We start from the raw sequence: 22,134 nt of genomic DNA, 5'->3' as shown, positions 1-22,134 counted from the left end.
GACCGCGCAGACGCAGGCCGCGGTCGCCGCCGCGGCCGAAATTCATGCTGTCCCTTCGAATCTCACTCCCTCGCTGGCCGACGCGCCCGGAGACAAGGCGAGCGTGTTCGTCGACGGCTGCGTGCGATCGTGGCGTGACGTGGGACAGGCCGAGTGCGCCTCCGGCGATCCGGACTCGGCTACGACAGTGGCCCTGGTCGGCGATTCACACGCCGCGATGTGGCATCCGGCGTTCGAGTCGATCGCCGCGCAGCGGCGCTGGCGGCTGGAAACCATGGCCAAGGTCACCTGTCCGTTGCTCGGCCTGCCCATCACCAGCCCTTATCTGGGCCGGGAGTACACCGAATGCGAGCAGTGGCGCGGCCAGATCTTGGCCAGGTTGCAGGCCGAACGCCCCCGCTTGATCGTGGTGAGCATGTCCCGGCGCTACGGTGCCGACTTCGGCTTCGTCTCTTACGACCAGGCCTGGATCGACAGCCTGAACCGCCTGGTCGGCCAGCTGCGAGCGACCGGGGCGACGGTCCTGGTTCTCGGGTCGATCCCCGATCCGCACACCACCGTGCCCGCGTGCCTGTCCGAACATATCGACAATGCCGCGGTATGTACGCCGCCGCGGCCGGACGCGGTCGACGACGCGGGTATTACGGCTGAGCGGGCGGCAGCTACCACCGGCGGCGGCCAGTACGCCGATCTGACCTCGCTGTTCTGTACTGCCGCCAGCTGCCCCCTCATCATCGGCGACAACTTGGTCTACCGCGATGACAACCACCTCACCGTCAGTTACGCCAGAACACTCGGACCGGTCATCGCCGCACTCGCCGATCGTGCACTCGCCAACGGCTGAGTCGGCCACGCAGTCCTGGGTTCACCGGTCCTTCTCGGCGGATACGTAGGCCGCCTGCTGCAGCCGGTCGAGCAGTTCGGCAGGCAGGTCGGTGGGCAAATCGGTGATCGGGCGGCCGTAGGTGGCGGCCAGATCGAAGGGGCTGACCCGGTGGACCGACCAGTCGTGCCGGGACAGCCAGTCCCCGGGATCGGCACGGGCATCGTCGTACCACAGGTCGTGCACGTTCAAGTTGCCGAACGGGTTGGGGCCGAAGAACTTTTCCTCCATGTCGAAGTGGCGCTGGTCCATGCCGCGGCCGAAGTCGTCGGCGGCCACGCAGCTGCCGGGCACGGACAGGGCGTCGATGCGTTCGAACAGTGCGTCATGCGCCGAACCCGGCAGGAACGGCAACAGCCCCTCGGCCGACCACGCCGACGGCCGCCCCGGATCGAAACCCGCGGTAGTGAGCGCAGTGGGCCAGTCTTCGCGCAGATCGATGGCCAGCGCGCGCCGATCGGCCGTGGCCACGGCACCGTGCTCGGCGAGCACCCGGTCCTTGAACTCCAGCACACGGGGCTGATCGATCTCGAAGACGACCGTGCCCGCGGGCCAATCCAGCCGATAGGCACGCGCATCCAGTCCGGATGCCAGGATCACCGCCTGCCGCACACCCTGCTGCCACGCCGCGGCGAAGAACTCGTCGAAGAACCTTGTCCGAACCCCCATGAACCGCCCGAACAATCCGCCCGCGCCCGCCGACGCCGGTTCCTCCAGTATCTGCAGAAAGTGCGGTTCACCCGCGGCCTCGACGAACCACGCCGCATAGTCGTCGTGGATCATCGGCTCGGGATCGAGCGTCTCGAGTGCGCGAAACGTGGCGACGCCCAGGGCGGTCAGACCCACGCTCGTCACGATGTCCCAGCTGTCTCCGTCCGTTCGCATAAATATCACCCCATGGTGTCAGCGATCAATGGCAGGTCGTTCAGCGGTCAGGTGTGGGTACGGTAACGCGGATTCACGATGCGCTCGAGGGCCGCCAGATCCGATTGCAGGGCATAGAAGGTGCGCAGGGCGACGGCGAACGCGACGAGCCCACCGATACAGAGGGCTACTATCGAGCCGATCACCGTGTGCTGCTGATGCGGTGTCAGGAATATCAGCCCCAACGACACGCCGATCAGCGGAACCGATGCCGCCACACCGAGATACACGCGACTGCGCCGGATCAGCCGATGCAGCCTGGGGGCGTCGTCGGGGGAGATGTGACCGGCGGCGACCAATCCCGGATAGTACCAGCGCAAGACGAAAAAGGTGGCCGGAAAGTACGTGTACACGACCGCCACCGCGGCCGCGACGAGGCTCGACACAATCAGATTCGTCAGCAGCCCGGCCGGTATCGGCCCCAGCGACAGCAGCTTCACCGCGAAGATACCCATGGCCAGGATCCATCCGATAAATGCGACTGCCGCGATGCGGTCGCCGCAGGCCAGGGTGTCGGCGCGCGCCCGGGCGAGGGTGGCCTCGTCGAATTGCTTGCCCCGGCGCAGGCCATCGGGCACCAGAAACACGTTGCGGCACCAGTACAGCAGGCCCGCGATGGCGACCGGATAGGAGATCGCGATCACCACATACCCCAGGTGGGTCAGCCTCCCGGCAGCCTCGGAGCCCACTTGGAGTTGGATCAGCCGGACGTTGTGCGCCGAAAGATACAGTCCCGCCGCGACCTGGCCGAACATGCTTGCCGGAATCACCACCGGGATCGGCCGCATGCGCAACCGTGCCCGCAGGCTGTGTGCGGGCGGGTCGACCAGGTCGCGGGCGGCCCGGTCCTGGCTCAATTCCAGCTGCTGGGCCAGTTCGGCGCCGCCGGGGTAGCGGTCGGCGGGGTCGGGCGCAAGGCAGGTGAGTAGTGCGTGACGCAGTAGGGCCGGGCAGTCCGGGGGCAGATCGGCCTCCAGGTTCGCATCGACGAGCCGACGGCGTCGATCGATCATCGCCTGCAGTGATTGCTCCGATTCGCCTGCTCCGAACCCGTCGTCGAACGGTCGCCGTCCGGTGAGCAGTTCCCACAGGACCACAGCCAGCGAGTACAGGTCGCTACGGGTATCGAGATCGGCGGCAGTGGTGGCCAGGGTGGGGTGGCAGGCCTCGAGTTGTTCGGGGGACATGTAGGCCAGGGAGCCGCCGAAATAGGCGACGGGGTTCGCACCGGGCAGATGGCGGCTGAAGCTGATGTTGAAGTCGGCCAGTTTGGGCTGGCCATCGGCGGTCAGCAGTACATTCGCTGGTTTGATGTCGCGGTGCAGCACACCTTGGTGATTGGCGTAATCGAGCGCGGTCGCCAGCCGGGCGCCCAACCAGGCTACGGTCTCCGGCCAGGTCAGCTGTTCCAGTTCCGCGCGCGCGGGCGAGTGCTGCGGCTCGAGCACCCCGCCGCTCGTGGTGGCGGCGTCGATGGCCTGCAGCAGCAGCTTGCCGTTGCGTCGTACCGGTGGGGTGCTGTGCAATTGCCGCAGCACACCCAGCAGGGTGCCGCCGGGTACGTACTGCATGTACATCAGCTTCAGATGCTGTTCGGCGAGCTGACGCTGATCGAAGACTCGGACGATGTAATCGTGGTCGAGCTGCGCCAGCGTCTGCGGTTCGGTGCCGCGGTCGCGGGAGATCTTCACTGCCACCAGCCGGCTCATCGATCGCTGCCGAGCCAGGAATACGCGCGCGAAGGCGCCGCGGCCCAGTGGCAGTAGCAGATCGAAATCGTCGACGGAGGCGCCCGTACCGATGGCCTCGAGGGCATCGAGTGCCCTTGGGTCGGCCAGCAGCGTGCTGCGCAGGCCGCCGACATCGAAAGTCTCGGTGATGCAGGCCAATTGGGCCGGATAGTCGTGCTCGTACTCGGTGAGGTCGATGTCGTTACGGCAGCTGCGGGCACTGATCTCCTCGTAGATGAGATCCGGCGGCAACGGGGCAGTGCCAAGTTCCGGGAACTGTTCGCGATAGTCGGCAAGACGCAGCGCGTCGTCGCTGCGCTGCCACCGTTCGTGCAGATCCACTTTGATCAGTTCGATCAACGTGGTCCGCCGCAGCGCGGGCTCGACGGGTAGGTGCGCCGACAGATCGGGCGGTTCGCTCGATGCTTTCCAGTCCCCGGCGAACTGGGCAACCAGGGTCGTCAACGCGGTCTGCGTTGCCGTCGCGCGGGCGACACCGGCGCCGGGTGTGCTCGCTCCGAGGTTCTGATCCATCGTCGCTCGCTTCGAAGTGGTCGAGCCCGGGCCCCGCACAGAGGGGTATCGGAACCCCTCCGGCGAGTAGCTGGCACTTCACCAACAGCCTTTCGCCCTTGTGCCCATTTGTCCACCCCCGACCTCGTTCGGTGAACCGGGCCTGGGGAACTCGCGATGCGAACCGGCGGACCGCTCACCTTTGTTGGCGATACGCTGAGCTTTGTCGGAAGGGTGAGCAGATGGTGCCCGGTATCGGTGCACATGCCGAGTGGATCGCACGCCGCTGATGGTCGGCGATGATGCGCCGCGGACCCAACGCGACGTGAGCATGCCCGTCGCGGTGGAGTTGAGTGCGTCCGGGTTCGAGGACGCCGAGGAGATCGGCCGCGGTGGTTTCGGTGTGGTGTATCGCTGTATACAGGTTGAGCTGGATCGCACGGTTGCGGTGAAGGTGCTGACCGATCAGCTGGACGAGGACAATCGGGAGCGATTCTTTCGCGAGCAGCAGGCGATGGGCCGGTTGACCGGGCATCCGAACATCGTCACGGTGCTGCAGGTCGGTGTGACCGAAGGTGGTCATCCGTATCTGGTGATGCCGTATTTCCCGCTGGATTCGCTGGATGCGTGGGTTCGTCGGCAGGGCCCGGTGCCGGTGGACACCGTGTTGTGGGTCGGGGTGAAGATCGCGGGTGCGCTCGAGAGCGCGCACCGGCTGGGCATCGTGCATCGCGATGTGAAGCCGGGCAATATTCTGCTGACCGATTACGGTGAACCCGCGTTGACCGATTTCGGTATCGCGCGCATGTCCGGCGGGTTCGAGACGGCGACAGGCATACTGACGGGGTCACCGGCGTTCACCGCGCCGGAGGTGCTCGGTGGCGAGGCCGCGACACCGGCCGCGGATGTCTACGGTCTGGGTGCGACCCTGTTCTGCGCGTTGACCGGGCATGCCGCGTTCGAGCGGCGTAGTGGTGAGCAGGTGGTGGCGCAGTTCTTGCGGATCACCAGTCAGCCGGTGCCGGACCTGCGCGAGGGTGGCATTCCCCATGACGTGGCGGCAGTGGTGGAGTCGGCGATGAGCCGGGATCCGCAGCAGCGACCGTCGGCGACTGCGGTAGGTGAGGCCATCCGGCAGGTGCAGCGGCGTCACGGGTATCAGGTGGGCGAGATGGCGCTGCGGACACCGGAGGGCGGTTCGCGCGAGCACACGCCGCCGTCGCAGACATGGGCTGCGCCGCAGCCGACAGGGGGTCGTGGCAACACCGGTGAGCTGCCGCTGGAGTTGACCAGTTTCGTCGGCCGCCGCACCGAGGTGGCGGAGATCAAGAACCTGCTGTCGATGTCGCGGCTGGTGACGTTGGCCGGGATCGGTGGTGTCGGCAAGACCCGCCTGGCGTTACGGGCCGCGGCGAATGCTCGACGCGATTTCGCCGATGGGGTGTGGGTGGTCGAGCTGGCCGATGTGCGCGACCCGGCACTGCTGACCGGCGTCGTGGCGTCCACCCTGGGCCTGCGCGACGATTCGGTGCGCCCGATGCAGCACGTGTTGGTCGAGTTCCTGTGCTCCCGGGAAACGTTGCTCGTGCTCGACAATGGCGAGCAGGTTGTGGAGGCGTTGGCGGAGCTGGTCGAAACATTGCTGCTGGCGTGTCCGAGCCTGCGGATTATGGTCACCAGCCGCGAACCACTGGATATCGCCGGGGAAGCGGTGCTGCGGGTGCTGCCGCTGACCGTTCCAGGTGCCGACGGTGAACCGTCGTTGCGGGGACTGCCCAAATACGACGCGTTGACGTTGTTCGCCGAACGCGCCGCCGCGGTCGTGCCGGGCTTCGAGGTCACCGACGACAACAAGGCCGCCGTGGCCGGAATCTGTTCGCGGCTGGACGGGTTGCCGCTGGCGATCGAACTCGCCGCGGCAAGGATGCGCACCATGTCGCCCGAGCAGATCCTGACGCGGCTCAGCGACCGGTACGCACTGCTGACCCGCGGCAGCCGCACCGCGCCGAAGCGACAACAGACACTGCGCTGGTGCATCGACTGGAGCTACCAGCTGTGCACACCGGACGAGCAGCGGCTATGGGCGAGATTATCGGTATTCACCGGCGGTTTCGAACTCGACGCGGCCGAAGGGGTGTGCGGTGCGGACCTGGACCGGGAGAGTTTGCTGGATGCATTGTCCTCCCTGGTGGACAAGTCGATCGTGAACCGGGAGACGCTGGGTGACGACGTGCGCTTCCGGATGCTGGAGACGATGCGTGACTATGGTCGGGAGACTCTGCAAGAGTCCGGCGAATACCAGGAGCTGCGTCGAGCACACCGCGACTGGTACGAGCGGTTGGCGCTGGATGCCGAGGCCGGGTGGATCAGCGACCGGCAGCCCTACTGGCTGACCCGGCTCGAACGCGAGCACCCCAACCTACGGGATGCGCTCGAATTCTGCCTGTCCGAGGACAGTGCGGAATCGGCTGAAGCCGGGCTACGCACCGCCAGCGCGTTGGCTGCCGGGTTCTGGGGCTTTCGGGGTCTGTACGGTGAGGGCAGACGCTGGCTCGATCGCGCCCTTGCCCACCCCGCCGCGCAGTCGATACCCGTCCGCGTCCGGGCGCTTCATGACAGCAGTACCGCCGCCGCGATGCAGCGGGATCTTCAGTCGGCAGCTGTGTTACTCGAAGAAGCGCGCGCACTGGCCGACCAGGATCCCAGTCCCATGAACGAGGCACTGATCGCCGAGGCCGAGGGCTCCCTGGCGCTGTTTCGGAATGAACCCGATCGCGCGATCCCCTGCTTCGAGCGCGCCGTCGAACTGTTCAGCTCGAATCGGCGGGGACACCGTTATGTTGCGGCGTTGGTGTATCTCGGTTGGGCACACGCTGTGCACGGGGATAAGCGGCGGGCGGTCGAGTGTCATGAGCAGATTCTTTCCGTCACCGAGGCGTGCGGTGAATCGCTGTTTCGCTCGACCGCGCTGGGGGCGAAGGGCATTGTCGTATGGCAGCAAGGCGAGTGGTCGGACGCACAGCATTTGCTGCAGGAATCGCTGCGGGTCAGTCGGTACGCGCGCAGCCCTCTCGTCACGGCCCTCGATCTCGCGGGGCTGGCCTGGATCGCGGCCGATCGTGATGGTGAGCGCGCGGCTGTCCTGATGGGCGCCGTGGAATATCTGTTGCGGTCCGCCTCTGGCTTTTCGATCTTTTTCCCGGAGCTATCCCGGGCGCACGACGAATGCGAGCGCACGGTGCGTCGCGCGCTCGGTGACCGAGGATTCGATGCGGCATTCCGGCGCGGCCAATCCATGGGAATGAACGCCGCGGTGGCCTACGCACTAGGAGAAGCACCAGTCGTCACGCCCGCCGTCGCCGGACCGCAATTGACCAAGCGCGAGCAGCAGGTCGCCGATCTCGTTGCCCAAGGCCTCACCAATAAGCAAATCGCGGCGAAATTGGTGATCTCGCAACGCACTGCCGAAGGACATATCGAACACATCCTCAGCAAACTCGGATTCACCTCCCGCGCGCAGATCGCGGCCTGGACCGTGGACGAAGGTCGGCAAGCGACTTCTTGACCGCACAGTCACCTCGTGGCGATTTCGGCGGCCTTATGCCGGGCATCGTCGGCGGCGTGCATTTCGTTCGCGTACAGCAGGCCGAAGGTGAAGCCGTTCTCGCCCGCTGCTGTGCCTGCGGCGGTCGCGGTGCGCCACAGGAATTGCGACGATACGATGCTGTCGTTGTAGTCGCCGAGCACCCTTTGAATCTTCTTGTAGTACTTGATGTTCGACTTCGCTTGCTTGCGTTTCCCCGCGGGCTCGAGTAGTTCGGCGGCGTAGCGGGCTCGTTTGGCGGCCTTGCGGGCGCGGTGCAATGACGCGTGTCGTTGGTCGTGTTGGGCGGTCGCGAGCCGGTTATCGGCTTTGGCCGTGGCTTTGCGAGCCCGCTTCGCGAGTTCACGTTTGCGAAGTCGCCTGTCGAACGGCGGGTGCGATTGCCAGGCATGCAGGGTCGCGAGCAATTCCAGATAGCGAGTCGAGTCCATGGCCTCGGTGAGTGCGTTGCGGCTGGGCACCTGTCGGGCCACGATCGTCGCGTCGATGCGCGCGGCGACCGGGCCCAGGACGAGTTCGGGCGGCAGTTTGTGCACCTGGTCGGCCAGACGGCGATGTTGGACGTGGCAGTCGCGCACATCGCCGAGCAACCCTGCATACCACTTCAATTCGTCTTCGACAGCACCGATGGCGGTGCGGTCGAACAGCCTTTTGAACACGCGCAGGGTGCTGCGCAGGCGTCGCGTCGCGACGCGGGTGTCGTGGATCGGTTCCCGGCCGCGGCGCAAAGCGACGTCACCAGCGAAAATCATGTCGATCTGCGCGGCCATGTATTCATAGACGGCGCGCTCCGCCGCGGTGTCCGTGACCGGCCTCGGCTGCGCGGGCAGCACGTGAGACAGCTTGGAGGGAAACTCCGACCTGCGTGCGCCTGCCTCGGCAAGACTGTCCACCAGAGCCTCGGGTACCGCGTCGATCCGCGGGCCGAGTTCGACCTCGATCTCGTGCCAGGCGACGGAACTTCCGTCGGCCGGTGTCGTATCGACCATGTCGTCGTCGACTTCGACTATCAATTCGCCGTCGGGCCCGAGTACACGGTGGCGATTGCGCAGCGTGTGAATCGTGGTGATCGCGTGCAGTGGTTTACCCAGTGCCGCGCCGGTGACCAGCTCGATGAACTCGGGCGGCAGTTCCTCCGAGAGCGGGGCGTGCAATTCGGTGCGACCGCTCGGGTGCGGAACTTTCAACTGCCAACCGGATTCGTCGGCGCCTTCGCGGCGGCGCAGGGTGAGATTGTGAGCGAGCAGATCTCGCTCGGCGGTATCGAAATAGGTGCTGGTCAATTCGACCGACGTCTTTTCGATACGACTGTCGGAGACGAGGTTGTCCAATGCCGGAAGAGAAAAGACCCCGTCGACCTCCCATTTGCTTTCACGTTCCAGTACTTCCTCCATGAATTGGGCGTTCCCGGCGCACCGCACCTGAAACAGTCGACGTCGCCCTCATCGAGATCGATCTCGTCGCGTATTCGGCCGGTCTCGACCGCAGTGCCGGACCGTGGATGAGAATCTCGATCTTGCGGTGCGCGCCGGGTTCGGCGAGCATCGCCTTCTGCTCGGGCCTCGTGGACCGTTACCGATCATCGCCTGCGTTCACGAAGTCGAACACGGCCCTGTACCGGATGCCGCTCTCCGCCGACACGCCTACCCGGTCGTCGATCGCGGTCACTATCGTCGACCGGAACCCATCGCTTTCGGACAACTCCCACGCGGCGACCACCATCGCGCGGGGCGGTGCTCAGGCATGCGTCGAAAACCGATCGCCGGTGACGGTCTGGGTGATATCGCGATCCTGGAGCGGGGCGGCGTCAGGGGCGGGTCGACTTCGCTGGTCCACGAAATCGGCTGCGGCAGTTGATCTTCAGCGTGAAGAACCGGAAAAACATCGGTCGCGAATTCGGTGAGTCGACGGCGTCCGGGTGCGATCCTGGCTCGGGGGCGAGAGTGCGCCCCGCGGTGCCGGACTTCATCGGAGGAGCAGTCATGACCCATTCATTTCCGGAGTCGACGGACAACGCGGCCACGACATCCGGTCAGCCGCCGAAACCCGCTGCGGGGCAGCTGATCCAGCACCAGCAACCGAAATCGAAGTTCAAGATTGTCGTCCGTGCCAAGAAGCCCGAGAAGGAGGCGCAGACGGAGGTTCCGGCACAGCCGACGACAGCGTCGGTAGTACAACAAACCGCTGCCGCATCTACTTTCTCGCCTGCCGCCGAACGGCACCTGAAGTGGTTGCACGACAGCGGCCGAGCGGTACTCGCGGGCGGGCTCACGGATCTGTGGCGCTCCCATAAGGATTGGATGGACTACACGAAAACGCACGGCTGGCGGCATTACACCGAATTCGATGACCCGGACCGCCAGTACATCTGGCGCTTCAGTGCGACGCCGTACGAGGAGAAGATTTCGATCGGTGCCGATACGGCCATCTCGGAAATCATCAAGATCATCGGTGCGCACAGCAGCGGGAACGAGAAGAAGAGCCCGCACGTGCGAACCTCTTCGTTCTGCCGCAACATCGGCGCACTCATCGGTACCGCCGCATCGGCGGGCGGCGACAAGAATGTCCTGAACATCATCAACAAGGCGCCGTATCTGCTCTGCATAGATATCGCCACTCTGCGCGACAAGGGCGTGTCCGCCATGCCCGCACTCGACCGTGGCATCAGCCTGTACGAGACGGAATACGTGCTCGTCGCGACACCGGGCGAAGAACACTTCCTGGCCTGCCACCCGGTGGATCTCGATCCGGTGCTGTTCCGCAATCCGTTCAAGGGATGTATCGATTCGGCCGGAAAGTTCGTGGGCTGTACGGTTTTGGACGGAACGCTCATCGGCGCCGATGTGCCGCTGACAATCAGGGCGACCGAAACGTTCGTCAAGACGGTCGTCGAGTCGCCGCTCGTTTTCGAGGACATCGTCACCGACTTCGCTGAAATTCCGCCCGCGGACCTCGAGAACATCCTGTGGTTCGCCGCAGCCGCGGCCGACGCGGCCAGCGAACAATCCGGCTCGGTCCAGACCAAGGACCCGCTCGGCGGTCTTGCCAAGGCCGCGAAAATGATGACGACCTACAACGAAGCCATCTACAAGCTGTACAAGAAGTCCTGATCGAACAGCCGAACAGGTTGCGGGCCAGGCTATCAGAGCCGCGAGCCCGCAACCTGCGGCATGGATCGTGATCAGTTCGGTGGCCGACGAATGTCGGTATTCCGCGTGTCGGTGTGATGCCGAGGGCATACTGTGCGAGCCAAAGCTGCACCGAGGAGAGACAAGACCCGAAGGGGCCCGTCGTGACCAGTGCGATCGTCGCTCGTGTCGCCGAAACCGCCGAACTGCGCCAGACCCGCACGGCGGTAGAAGCATTGAAAATCCAACGCGCGCAGCTATCGGCCGAGCACAGGTAAGCAGACGCGTCCGCCGCGAGCAGGCACGTCCGGCCGGGCACGCGACTTGCTCGACGGCGCAACCCCCAGAGCCAGGCAGGAAGGCGCGACGCTCGGTGCGATCTGCGCCAGCCGCTCGCGAACCTGGATTGCCCACTGCCCCAGCTGATATCGCTCGATTCGACATGGGGACCGCGGCGGCAACGAGCCCCATCGGTCGCCGCCGACTTCGCCAGCTGTTGCTCTTCGATGTCCGCGGCGACGAATTCCACCCATTCTCAAGTCTTCTCAACTCGGAGGAACGGATGAACCCATGGACTGAGCGACTCTCGGTCAACAGAGTCGCTGTCGTGTCCGCCTCGATCCTGATTGCGGTGGCGGCGGTCGCCTCCTTCGCGTTCGCACATCATCTGGCACGGTTGGCCGGAACGCCGTCGACCATCGCGTGGCTGTGGCCGACCGTGGTCGGCCTCACGGTCTTTCAGATCGCCTACTGCTACGTGATGGTCGGAACGTTGCCGTATCGGACTGGAATCATCCGACTGTACTTCGGGGTTCTCCTGCTGAGTGGTGTCGCCGCCGGGGTCCTCGGAAACGCGTTCAACGCAACGGATCCCGGCGAGCTTTCGCTGTCCGCCAAAGCGATCATCGGCGCGGTTCCGCCGCTGTGCCTGCTGCTGATGGTCCTCAACACCTCGATCTTCTTGAGCACAACCAAACCGTGGCTGCACGGTGCGGACCATTTCTCCCGGCGTGCGACAGCTGAAACGCCCGTCGTCGACGCGGCCGGACGTCTCCTGTCGTAGCTCGCCCTGTCTCGACTAGTTGCCTTGGGCAACTAGTCTGATATGGTAGCCCCGAGCAACTATCTACGGGGTCCGCGGTGACGTCCACTCAGCGGGCAATCCGGTGCCGCGTGCATTAGCGCCACGAGAGAGTGAGGCCTGCCTTGTCGCAGAATTTGCAGGACGCGGACCAGCAGAACGCCACACCGGACCTGAACAAGCACGCCGAGCCCGGCGCTCCGATGACACACCGTCAGATCATGGAAACGCTGACCGGACTGCTGACCGGCATGTTCGTCGCGATCCTGTCCTCGACCATCGTCGCGAACGCGCTGCCGACGATCATCTCCGATCTGCATGCGGGCCAGACCGCCTACAGCTGGGTGATCACCGCGACCCTGCTCGCGATGACGGTGACCACGCCGATCTGGGGAAAACTGTCGGATCTGGTCGACAAGAAACTTCTCGTGCAGATAAGCCTGGTCATCTTCGTTGTGGGCTCGATCATCGCGGGTCTGGCTGCCAATGTGGGAGAGCTGATCGCGGCGCGGACGATTCAAGGTGTCGGCGCGGGCGGTATGACGGCGCTGACCCAGACCATCATGGCGGTCATGATCTCGCCCCGCGAACGCGGTCGCTACGGCGGTTACATGAGCGGTCTCTTCGCCGTCGGCACCGTGGTGGGACCGCTGGTGGGCGGTGCCATCGTGGATACTTCGTGGCTGGGCTGGCGGTGGTGCTTCTTCATCGGCATCCCGGTCGCTGCGGTCGCATTGGTCGTACTCCAGAAGACGATGCGCCTGCCGATGGTCAAACGGCAGACCTCGGTGGACTGGCTCGGAGCGCTGCTCGTCGCCGCCGCCACCTCGCTGCTGCTGATCTGGATCTCGTTCGCCGGCGACAAGTACGCCTGGCTGTCCTGGCAGACCGGCGTGATGATCGGCGGCGCAGTGGTTTTGGTCGCGCTGTTGCTGCTGACGGAGTCGAAGACGAGCGAGCCGATCATCCCGCTGTACCTGTTCGGCAATCGCACCATCGTGCTGGCGGTCGTGGGCTCCTTGGTCGCGGGTGTGGCGATGTACGCCGGGACCACCTTCCTGAGCCAGTACTTCCAACTCGCCCGGGATGCGTCGCCGACCGAGGCGGGCCTGCTCACCCTGCCGATGATCTTCGGCCTTGCCATCGTGTCGATCGTGTCGGGACGCCTGATCTCCCGGACCGGTCGCTGGAAGATCGTCCTGGTCATCGGCAGTGTGCTCTTGGTGGTCGGTGTCACCTCGTTGGGCACCGCCCGCGCCGACACCCCTTACGGACTGCTGGCCGTCTACATGTTCTGCGTCGGCGCCGGAGTCGGCATGACCATGCAGAACTTGGTACTCGCCGTACAGAATCAAGTGCGCATCCACGAGATCGGCGCGGCCAGCGCGACTGTCGCTTTCATGCGATCTCTCGGCGGTGCGATCGGTGTTGCCGCACTGGGTGCGGTCATGGCGAACAGCATCACCCGCTACACAGAATCCGGTTTGGCCCGGCTGGGAATCCCCGGCAGCGGCGTTCATTCGGGTAGCAGCCTGCCGAGCTTGTCCGCGCTGTCGGCCCCGGTCCGCTCGGTAGTGGAAGACGCCTATGGACACGGCGTCGCCGATGCCTTCCTCTGCACCGCGCCGCTGGCCGTGCTCGCGCTGGTCGCTGTCCTGTTCATCCGAGAGGTCCCGCTGCGCACCACAAATGCCCCGGACCCCATAGTCGAAGCGGCAGGACCGCGGACCGAGGGTAAAGTCGGCCACTCCTGAGTAACCCGTACGCTTCACGCGGCGCTGTGGAGGTGGGTAAGACGGTGAACGACACGATCGACGAGATCGAGGAACAGCTCATTGTGGCGCTGCGGCGCAGCCGCAGAACCTCGTTCGAGTCCGCGGAACGCGTCCATCCCGGTCTCGAGCCCGCCGCCTACGCCTTCCTGATGCGCCTCGACGCCATCGGGTCCAGCCGTCCCAGCGACCTGGCCAGCTACTTCCGTATCGGGAAAGCAACTACCGGACGCCAACTTTCGGCACTCGAGGAACTCGGACTGATCGACCGGCAACCCGATCCGGACGACGGTCGTGCCCAGCTGCTCGCGCTGACCGCGCTCGGCAAACAGCGGCTGGACGCGACCCGCGCCGCGCGCCGCCGAGTGCTGCACGAACGACTGTCGAGCTGGCCCGAATCCGACCTGGCCACACTCGCCGAACTCCTGCACCGCCTCAATGCCGAATTCGGCGACTGAGACCGTCGCCCTCTTCGGTCCGCACCGCGGCGTGTCGCCGGGTGATGAGCCAGCCGACAGCGCCCGCGACCGGGAGCATGATTCCGCCGTAAACCCCTGCGGGCACACTTATTTCGGTGCTGTCGAGCACACTGACGGCGATGGTGATGGCGATGGCGCTGTTGTGGATACCGATTTCCATCGAGCAGGCTATCGCCTGGCGGATATCGACGCCGAGCCATCGGGGGACGAAGTAGCCCACAGTCAAGCTGAGCAGGCAGAAGACAAAGGTGACCGCGCCGACGTCGAGGAGGTATCCCGGCAGATCGGCCGCACCGCTGATCACGCTCGCGGCGATGACGAGTACCAGGGTCAGCGCCGAGCCGATGCGCACCGGCCGGTTCATCCGGTCGGCGAAGTCGGCGGATATCCGTCGCACCAGCATGCCGACGATGACCGGGATCAGGATCATCGCGAACACTTGGATCACCTTGCCGAACTGCAGGCCGAGTCCGCTCGCACCGGCTTCGGGTTCGAAATAGTCGATCGCGAAGTTCGTGATCAGGGGCGCGGTGACGACCGCGATGATCGAATTGACGGCCGTGAGGGATACGTTGAGTGCGACATCGCCGCCGAACAGGTGACTGAGCAGGTTGGCCGTGGTGCCGCCGGGCGATGACGCGAGCAGCAGCATGCCGACGGCAAGGGTTGGCGGTAGATCGAAGAGCAGGACCAGACCGAACGCGATCGCCGGAAGGACGAGCAGTTGACACACCAGCGCGATAGCGACCGTCCTGGGTTGGCGCGCGATGCGGGTGAAATCGTCGACGCTGAGCGAAAGTCCCAGCCCGAACATAATCACGGCCAAAGCCAGTGGCAGAGCCAGTGATACGAGCGGTGAGTTCACCGGTGTTCCTCCGTCGCGTTGGAGTGGACGCGGAAACGGTATCCGGCTGGGGCGGTGCGGTGGTCTGGTCCTTCCGTTCAGCGAGATCGACCGGTCAGGCGATGATGCGCAATGGGTGTTCCAGGAGTTCGGTCAACTGTTGGAGGAACCGTGCGGCGGTTGCGCCGTCGATTGCGCGGTGGTCGGCGGAGAGGGTGACCCGCAAGATGCTGCGGGTGACGACCTGGGAGCCGTCGAGGCGTAGTTCGTCTTTGGCCGCGCCGACGGCGAGGATGGCGGATTCCGGCGGGTTGATGACGGCGGTGAATTGTTCGATGCCGAACATGCCGAGGTTGGAGATGGTGAAGGTGCCGCCGCTCATTTCGTCGGCGCGGAGTTTGCGGTCGCGGGCGCGTTCGGCTTTGTCGCGGGTTTCGGTGGCGATTTCGGAGACGCTCTTGCGGTCGGCGTCGCGGACGACGGGAACGAGTAGTCCGGCGGGGGTGGCGACGGCGATGCCGAGGTGAATTCCACGGTGCCGCAGGAGTTTGTCGTCGGCTATGGAGACGTTGACGGCCGGGTCGGTGCGCAGTGCCGTGGCGACCGCTTTGACCAGTAGGTCGTTGACGCTGACCTTGGTTTTGCCTGCTTGTTCGAGGGTGCGGTTGATCTCGGCGCGGAAGGCGAGCAGGTCGGTGACGTCGATGGCGCTGGTCAAGTAGATGTGCGGGGCTTGCTGTTTGCTTTCGGTGAGGCGTTTGGCCGAGACCTGCTGGATGGTGCTGAGCGGGATCTCGTCGTAGTCACCCGAGGCGGTCATGGATGCTACCGGCGGTGCGACCGGAGTGGATTCGATAGTGCGGTAAGCGGATTCGACATCATTGCGAGTGACTCGACCGCCGGGGCCGGTGCCGGTTACGGTGGCGAGATCGATGTCGAGTTCGCGGGCGATCTTGCGGGCCAGTGGTGAGGACTTCTTGTGCGTCCGGGTCTCTGTTGCCGCGGAAACAGTTCCAGCGGCGTCGATCGGATTATCTTGCGCACCACCGCGTCCCGGCGGGACTACAGGTTCTTTCGCCGTATCACTCGATGCCACACCGCTTTCGGCAGCAGGGTTCGGTCCGGCAGAGCCGCCCGCCGCGGACCCGGTTCCATCGCCGATCAGCGCGATCGTATTGCCGATCGGGACCCGCGAGCCCGGTTCGAACAGAATCTGTTCGAGAATGCCGTCCTCGTAGGCTTCGAGTTCCATCAGCGCTTTGTCGGTTTCGATTTCGGCGAGGATATCGCCGCGGCTGACCTTGTCACCGACCTGCTTGAGCCAGGCGACGACGACGCCTTCCTCCATGGTGTCGGACAGGCGGGGCATGATGATGTCGGGCATGTGAAGTCCTCTCAGCGGCGTCGGCCGACGGCCGCGAGTGTTTCCGCGGCGGCGGTGTACAGGGATTCGGCGGACGGCAGCGCGATCTGTTCGAGAGTTTTGGCATACGGCAGCGGTACTTCCGCGGCGGCGACTCGCCGGACCGGTGCGTCGAGGTAGTCGAAGGCGCCGTCGGAGATGGAAGCGGCGATTTCCGCGCCGATGCCGTAGGTGAGCCAGTCGTCTTCGGCGACCACGGCGCAGCCGGTCTTGCGTACCGAGCTGACAACGGTGTCGCGGTCCAGGGGCCGCAGGCTACGCAGGTCGATGACCTCGGCCGAGATCCCTTCGGTGGCCAGGCGTTCGGCGACTTGGGTGGCTATCGTCGCCATGCGCGAATAGCCGATCAGGGTGATGTCGGTCCCTGGACGCGTAATCGCTGCCTTGCCGATCGCGACTGGCGGAAGATCCTCGGGCACTTCGCCTTTGGTGTTGTAGAGAGCGAGGTTCTCCAGGAACAGCACCGGGTCGTCGTCCTCGATCGCGGCGCGCAGCAGTGCCCGAGCGTCGGCCGGAGTGCTGGGGGCGACGACCTTGAGTCCGGGCACGAACGCGTAATACAGCTCGATGTTCTGCGAGTGGGTGGCGCCCAGTTGCTGGCCGCCGCCACCGGGAGTGCGGATGACCATCGGGACGCTGGTCTGTCCGCCGAACATGCCGTAGATCTTGGCGGCGTGATTGACGATCTGGTCCAGCGCCAGCAAGGAGAAGTTGATCGTCATGAGTTCCACGACGGGGCGCAGGCCGAGCATGGCCGCGCCGATGGCCGCGCCGACGAATCCCTCCTCGGCGATCGGGGTATCGCGCACTCGCTTCTCGCCGAATTCGGCGAGCAGTCCCGCGGTGATCTTGTAGGAGCCTTCGAAGATGCCGATCTCTTCCCCGATGAGCAGGATGTCGTCATCGCGACGCATCTCCTCGCGCAGGGTTTCGCGCAGCGCTTCGCGATAGGTCATGACAGGCACGGTGGTGTCCTCAGCGGTTGCGGGAAGTGTGTTCAGAACAGCGGATCGGCTGGCAGCCGTCGGGATTCACCGGCCACCGGGGTGGCGTAGGTGTAGTCGAACAGGCTCGTCGGCTCCGGGCGTGGACTGGCGTCGGCGAAGGCCACGGCGGCGTCGACTCCATCGCGTACCTCGGCTTCGATGGCGGCAACGGTGTCCTCGTCGAGGAAACCGGCGGCGATCAGCTCGCGCTGTAGCCGTGCGACCGGATCGGATTCACGCGCCGTCGAAACCGCCTCGGCGCTACGGTATTTCGCCGGGTCGACCACCGAATGCCCCTTGAGCCGGTGGCTGACGGCCTCGAGCAGGGCTGGTTTTCCCTCCCGGCGGGCGGCTTCCACCAGCTCGGTGGCGATATCCCGCACCGCGAGAACATCGGTCCCATCGACTCGTTCGCCGCGCATCCGGTACGCGCTGGCACGCTTGTAGAGGTCGGGTTCGGCGGAGGACTGTTCGACGGTGGTGCCCATGCCGGTCTGGTTGTTGATCACCAGGAACACCACCGGCAGATGCCACAGTGCCGCGATATTCAGCGATTCGTGGAATGCCCCGATATTGGTTGTGCCGTCACCCATTTGGCAGACCACCACATCGTCGCCGCCGCGGTAGTCGATCGCCAGTGCGGCGCCGACGGCCAATGGCAATTGGCCGCCCACGATCCCGTATCCGCCGAGCAGCCGGGTCGCGGTGTCGAACATATGCATCGAGCCGCCCCACCCCTTGGAGGTGCCGGTGGATCGGCCGTACAGCTCGGCCATCACCCGGCCGGGTTCGATGCCTTTGGCGATCGCGTAGCCGTGTTCGCGGTAGTTGGTGAACAGGTAGTCGGTTGGGCGCATCGCCGCGGCGACTCCGACGACGGTGGCTTCCTCGCCGAGGTTGAGATGGCAGTAGCCGCCGATCTTGGCCTGGGTATAGCCCTGGGCGGTGCGCTCTTCGAAGCGGCGCACGAACAGCATGTCGCGGAAGTAGCCACGCAGGGTGTCGGGATCGGTACCCGCGAATGCCTTGCGGGTAGCGGCCTTCGACGTGGTTTTACGGGGTGCGGCGGTCGTGGTCACGGTGGCTCCTCAGCGTTTGCGTGGCGCGATGTGTACGGGCAGTCCGAGTCCGGCCAGTGCCGCCTCCATGCCGATCTCGCCGAGGGTCGGGTGGGCGTGGATGGTGTCGGCCAGCTCGTCGAGCGTTGCCTCGAGCGAAATCGCCAGCGCGCCTTCGGTGATCAGGTCGCTGGCCGAGGGCCCGATGATGTGCACACCGAGGATTTCCTGATGCTGTTGCCCGGCAACAATTTTCACGAATCCCTCGGTCTCGCCGAAGGTTTTGGCTCGACCGAGGGCCGCGAACGGGAAGCGCGCGGTGATCACCTCGTGCCCGGCGGCGCGGGCGGCGGCCTCGGTGAGTCCGACGCTCGCGATCTCCGGATGAGTGAAGGTGGCCGCGGGGATCACCGTGTAATCGATATGCGCCTGATGTCCGGCGATCACGTCGGCGGCGGTGAGGCCTTGGTGGGAGGCGACGTGGGCGAGCAGCGCCCGACCGGTGACGTCGCCGATGGCGTACACGTGCGCGATACCGGTTCGCAACTGCTCGTCGACGATGATGAATCCACGGTCGTCGGTGGCGATCGCGGCAATGTCCAAGCCGAGGTCGGCGGTGTTGGGACGCCGACCGACACCGACCAGCACCACGTCGGCATCGAGCTCGCGCTCCTGTGAGCCGTCGACGGTCACTCGCAGTGTCCGATTCGACTCTTGTGCAATGGATTTCACCGTCGATCCGGTGAGCACCGAAATGCCGCGCTTGCTGAAGGAGCGGCCCAGCGCGGTCCCTATATCGGTGTCCTCCGCGGGAACGAGCCGGTCCTGCATTTCGACGATCGTGACCTCGGCGCCGAAGGTGGCGAACAGACTGGCCCATTCGGCGCCGACCGCGCTACCGCCGATGATCACCAGCCGATTGGGCACCTCGGTCAACCCGAACGCGCCGTCGGAGGTGATCACGCCGGGCAGGTCGGCGCCGGGAATCGGCAGCCGAGCGGGCACCGAGCCGGTCGCGATGATCACATCGCGCGCACCGACCCGCCGGATCGGCGTGGTCGGGGCGGCGGCGTAGCGCGGGCCTTGCGGACCGACGGGGGAGGGACCCACCTCGTGCACCTCGACGGTGGTGGGATCGATGAACCGGGCATGGCCCTCGATGACCGTCACGCCGTTGGCCGCGAGCAAACCCGCGACACCGTCGGTGAGTTCCTTGACGATGCCGTCCTTGCGCTGGCGCACTGTGGCGAAGTCGAAGCGCACATTGTCGGCGTAGACACCGAAATCCGCTGCGGCGCTGACGGTCTGGAAAACCTCCGCGGATCGCAGCATGGCCTTGGTCGGAATGCAGCCCCAGTTCAGGCAGACCCCGCCTGGCCGTTCCTTCTCCACCAAGGCGACCGTCAAGCCGTGCTGGGCCGCGCGGATGGCGGCCACATAGCCGCCGGGGCCGCCGCCGACCACCAACAGATCGAAGTCCGGCACTCGTGGTGCTCCTCGTCTCGAACGATTTCGACTCGGCGCGGGTATGGCGCGAGTCATCATCGACGAGTCTGGTCACCACCCAGCGCACAGACAATCACTCCGAAGCCCAGGAAATCGGTCTCGAAAGTGGGCGCTGAGCACAATTCCACGGATGTCTATCGATACTCTGATTCGCCGAGTCGCAGCGCCGCGAGTGCGAGCGAGAGCTCCAGATAGGAGCGTTGTCCGTCGAGCGGACGACCGAGCAGTGTCGAGATGCGTTGCAGCCGGTTGATCACGGTGTTGCGGTGGCAATGCAGACGCGGCGCGGCATTGGCGGCCGAGCAGTTCTCCGCCAGCCATACCGCAAGGGTGTGCAGCAGCGAGTCACGCTCTTTGACCGGCAGCGCCAGCACCGGGCCCAGGGTTCGGGAAACCAGAAGTTCGGTCAGGTCCGGCGAGCGGACCAGCAGCGCTTCCGGGTAACGCTCGTCCAAGGCGACCAATCCCGTTGCGTCCCAGGGCATTGTCTGCATCGCGACGAGAGCGAGCGCGTGCGCGGTATCGACATCCGCGAGTCCCGCGACAGCGGGGGAGGCACCAGCCAGTCCGCGTATCTGCGGGCGAAGATGAGCGAGCACGCCAGCGCTGTCGTGACGGGCCAGCGACACCAGGCCGATCGTGGCATCCACCCGGTCATGCCATACCGACCGAATCCCCAACGCGCCCAACGCGGTTTCGGCACCCGCGCGCAACGGCCGTCCCTCACCGCCACGGACAGCGACCACCAGATACGCACCCTGGGCGGGCAAGTTCAGCTCGCGCGCCACCCGCGCGGCGAACGTCGCATCGTGCGCGCGCCCGGCGAGCAGATCCTCGATCAGCGCGTGCCTGCGGCGTTCGTCGTGGCGCACCTGTTCGAGTTCGGCATTGCGATACGACGTGACCAACGCCGAGGACATCCCATCGATCACCGTCCACATCGCGGTACCCGCCTCGCGGACCTCCCGCGCGTCGATCGCCTCGGCCTTGTCCAGCAACGCCTCCCATACGATCCCGCCGCCGAGGCGGAACGTGCGCAACATCGCCTCCAACGGCACCGCTTGCGCAGCGCGATGCCTGCCTATCGCCGCGGCCACATCATCGTGTTCGGGATCGGTCGCCGCCCCGCCCAGCAGATCCAAGATCCGGGTCAGATATTGCCGACAGCCTTCTCGCAACTCGTTGCGCGGCACCGAGGTGTAATCCGTCCACTCCGGGTTATCGGTGAAAATCGCCGACAGCAACCGCCGGGTCAGCACTGGAATCTCCGCCCGGCAGGCCGCGGCCAACTTTCGTGTACCCGCCGTAGCGACCGGATGCTGGGGTGTAGCCATACCAGTCGACGCTACTCAGTGCCGTTGCGGCGTGGATATGCGACTTTCGCGCGCCGCACCCATAGACCTATCCGGTAACCAGGAATACGCTGAAGTTTGCCAAATATTCTGCGTCCCGATCTATCCCACTCTGGGGCGTCGTCTCTCGGACGTCCGGGCTTCGCTGATGCGTTTGGGTGTCGAGGCGAGCAAGGAGTGAGCTGTGAAAGGTGGAGCAAGAATTGCCATAGGGGTGGGCATTGGGTATGTGCTGGGGCGCACGCGCAAGATGCGGTTCGCGTTGGCGCTGGCGGGTGCGGCGATGACAAGGCGGTCGGCGGGAACGCCTGGGGATCTGCTCGAGCGGGGGACATCGTTGCTCAGATCGTCGCCGGAGCTGACTCAGATCACCGATACCGTCAAGGGTGAGTTGGTGGGCGCTGTGCGCTCCGCCGCGGTCACCGCCGCGAGCCACCGCATCGACGCGCTCAACGCCCGGTTGCAGCAGCGTGCGATGCCCGATCTGCGGGAGGAGCGAGGCTATTCGCGGGAGCCGGATTCCGACGAGGGCGAACTGCCTGAGGACGATCTGCGCGAGGACGAAATGGCCGAGGCCGAACTAGACCAGAACGAACCGGCCGACGACGAGGGCGGGTACGACGAGGACGATTCCGGCCGATCGCGAAACGAATACGACGACGACTCCCGGCTGACGAGCGCTCGGTCGCGAGCCCGCCAGACGATGACGGCCGTGCGTAGAACGGGTGCGCGGACTTTGGACCGTGCATCCGGCTCAGCCGAGCGGAAGCCGCCCGCGCCTCGTCGACGCCGGAGTCGCGTCGATACCGATGTAGCCGACGAAGCGCCCGTGCGACGCACGAGGAGATGAG

The 22,134-nt window shown here is 65.4% G+C and carries 16 protein-coding genes; 7 read left to right on the top strand and 9 right to left on the bottom strand.

The genetic code is table 11. The features are described 5' to 3' along the window. Window positions 1–844, top strand: an 844-nt coding sequence (locus NP3_RS49360; RefSeq protein WP_281197644.1) for an SGNH hydrolase domain-containing protein, incomplete at its 5' end; no start/stop codon positions are given. A gap of 21 nt (window positions 845–865) precedes the next feature. On the opposite strand, the gene NP3_RS31515 is transcribed toward NP3_RS49360, so the two are convergent. Next, window positions 866–1,768: a class I SAM-dependent methyltransferase gene (locus NP3_RS31515; RefSeq protein WP_063045295.1), complete on the bottom strand. Its 903-nt coding sequence runs from the start codon at window positions 1,766–1,768 to the stop codon at window positions 866–868. A 47-nt stretch (window positions 1,769–1,815) separates the two neighbouring features. Beyond that, window positions 1,816–4,071 carry a serine/threonine-protein kinase gene (locus tag NP3_RS31510; protein WP_063045293.1) on the bottom strand — a complete coding sequence of 752 codons (2,256 nt, stop codon included), beginning with the start codon at window positions 4,069–4,071 and terminating at the stop codon, window positions 1,816–1,818. A gap of 250 nt (window positions 4,072–4,321) precedes the next feature. Here NP3_RS31510 and NP3_RS31505 point away from each other — a divergent pair, with 250 nt between their 5' ends. Continuing rightward, window positions 4,322–7,615, top strand: a complete 3,294-nt coding sequence (locus NP3_RS31505) for a protein kinase domain-containing protein (protein WP_307679634.1) — start codon at window positions 4,322–4,324, stop codon at window positions 7,613–7,615. 8 nt (window positions 7,616–7,623) lie between these two features. Here NP3_RS31505 and NP3_RS31500 read toward each other — a convergent pair whose 3' ends face one another. Further along, window positions 7,624–9,048 carry a CYTH and CHAD domain-containing protein gene (locus tag NP3_RS31500; protein WP_063045306.1) on the bottom strand — a complete coding sequence of 475 codons (1,425 nt, stop codon included), beginning with the start codon at window positions 9,046–9,048 and terminating at the stop codon, window positions 7,624–7,626. Between the two features lie 588 nt (window positions 9,049–9,636). Here NP3_RS31500 and NP3_RS31495 point away from each other — a divergent pair. From NP3_RS31495 to NP3_RS31480, 4 genes are all read left to right on the top strand, one after another. After that, window positions 9,637–10,764, top strand: coding sequence for a hypothetical protein (locus NP3_RS31495; protein ID WP_157124685.1), 1,128 nt, complete (start codon window positions 9,637–9,639; stop codon window positions 10,762–10,764). Window positions 10,765–11,389: 625 nt separating this feature from the next. After that, window positions 11,390–11,845, top strand: a complete 456-nt coding sequence (locus NP3_RS31490; protein ID WP_157124684.1) for a hypothetical protein — start codon at window positions 11,390–11,392, stop codon at window positions 11,843–11,845. 143 nt (window positions 11,846–11,988) lie between these two features. Continuing rightward, window positions 11,989–13,617 carry an MDR family MFS transporter gene (locus NP3_RS31485; RefSeq protein WP_245721188.1) on the top strand — a complete coding sequence of 543 codons (1,629 nt, stop codon included), beginning with the start codon at window positions 11,989–11,991 and terminating at the stop codon, window positions 13,615–13,617. Window positions 13,618–13,661: 44 nt separating this feature from the next. Next, complete coding sequence (locus NP3_RS31480; RefSeq protein ID WP_063045302.1) at window positions 13,662–14,093, top strand: MarR family winged helix-turn-helix transcriptional regulator; 432 nt, start codon at window positions 13,662–13,664, stop codon at window positions 14,091–14,093. On the opposite strand, the gene NP3_RS31475 is transcribed toward NP3_RS31480, so the two are convergent. From NP3_RS31475 to NP3_RS31450, 6 genes are all read right to left on the bottom strand, one after another. Continuing rightward, on the bottom strand, window positions 14,071–14,979 hold the full coding sequence (locus tag NP3_RS31475; RefSeq protein WP_063045287.1) for a bile acid:sodium symporter family protein: 909 nt from the start codon (window positions 14,977–14,979) through the stop codon (window positions 14,071–14,073). The genes NP3_RS31480 and NP3_RS31475 overlap by 23 nt on opposite strands. Window positions 14,980–15,073: 94 nt before the next feature. Then, window positions 15,074–16,342, bottom strand: a complete 1,269-nt coding sequence (locus NP3_RS31470; protein ID WP_174566287.1) for a dihydrolipoamide acetyltransferase family protein — start codon at window positions 16,340–16,342, stop codon at window positions 15,074–15,076. Between the two features lie 11 nt (window positions 16,343–16,353). Continuing rightward, window positions 16,354–17,337, bottom strand: coding sequence for an alpha-ketoacid dehydrogenase subunit beta (locus tag NP3_RS31465; protein ID WP_218024977.1), 984 nt, complete (start codon window positions 17,335–17,337; stop codon window positions 16,354–16,356). Window positions 17,338–17,378: 41 nt separating this feature from the next. Continuing rightward, window positions 17,379–18,446 carry a pyruvate dehydrogenase (acetyl-transferring) E1 component subunit alpha gene (pdhA, locus tag NP3_RS31460; RefSeq protein WP_063045283.1) on the bottom strand — a complete coding sequence of 356 codons (1,068 nt, stop codon included), beginning with the start codon at window positions 18,444–18,446 and terminating at the stop codon, window positions 17,379–17,381. A 9-nt stretch (window positions 18,447–18,455) separates the two neighbouring features. After that, window positions 18,456–19,910, bottom strand: coding sequence for a dihydrolipoyl dehydrogenase (gene lpdA / locus NP3_RS31455; protein WP_063045281.1), 1,455 nt, complete (start codon window positions 19,908–19,910; stop codon window positions 18,456–18,458). A gap of 155 nt (window positions 19,911–20,065) precedes the next feature. Further along, complete coding sequence (locus NP3_RS31450) at window positions 20,066–21,265, bottom strand: PucR family transcriptional regulator (RefSeq protein WP_063045279.1); 1,200 nt, start codon at window positions 21,263–21,265, stop codon at window positions 20,066–20,068. A 202-nt stretch (window positions 21,266–21,467) separates the two neighbouring features. Between NP3_RS31450 and NP3_RS31445 the strand changes: the two genes are divergently transcribed. Then, on the top strand, window positions 21,468–22,133 hold the full coding sequence (locus NP3_RS31445) for a hypothetical protein (RefSeq protein WP_063824965.1): 666 nt from the start codon (window positions 21,468–21,470) through the stop codon (window positions 22,131–22,133). Window position 22,134: the final 1 nt, after the last annotated feature.

The sequence above is a fragment of the Nocardia pseudovaccinii NBRC 100343 genome (assembly GCF_001613225.1).
Taxonomy (GTDB): Bacteria; Actinomycetota; Actinomycetes; order Mycobacteriales; family Mycobacteriaceae; genus Nocardia; species Nocardia pseudovaccinii.
The sequence above is the reverse complement of the archived record's forward strand: the minus strand, read 5'-3'. Positions and strand labels throughout refer to the sequence as shown.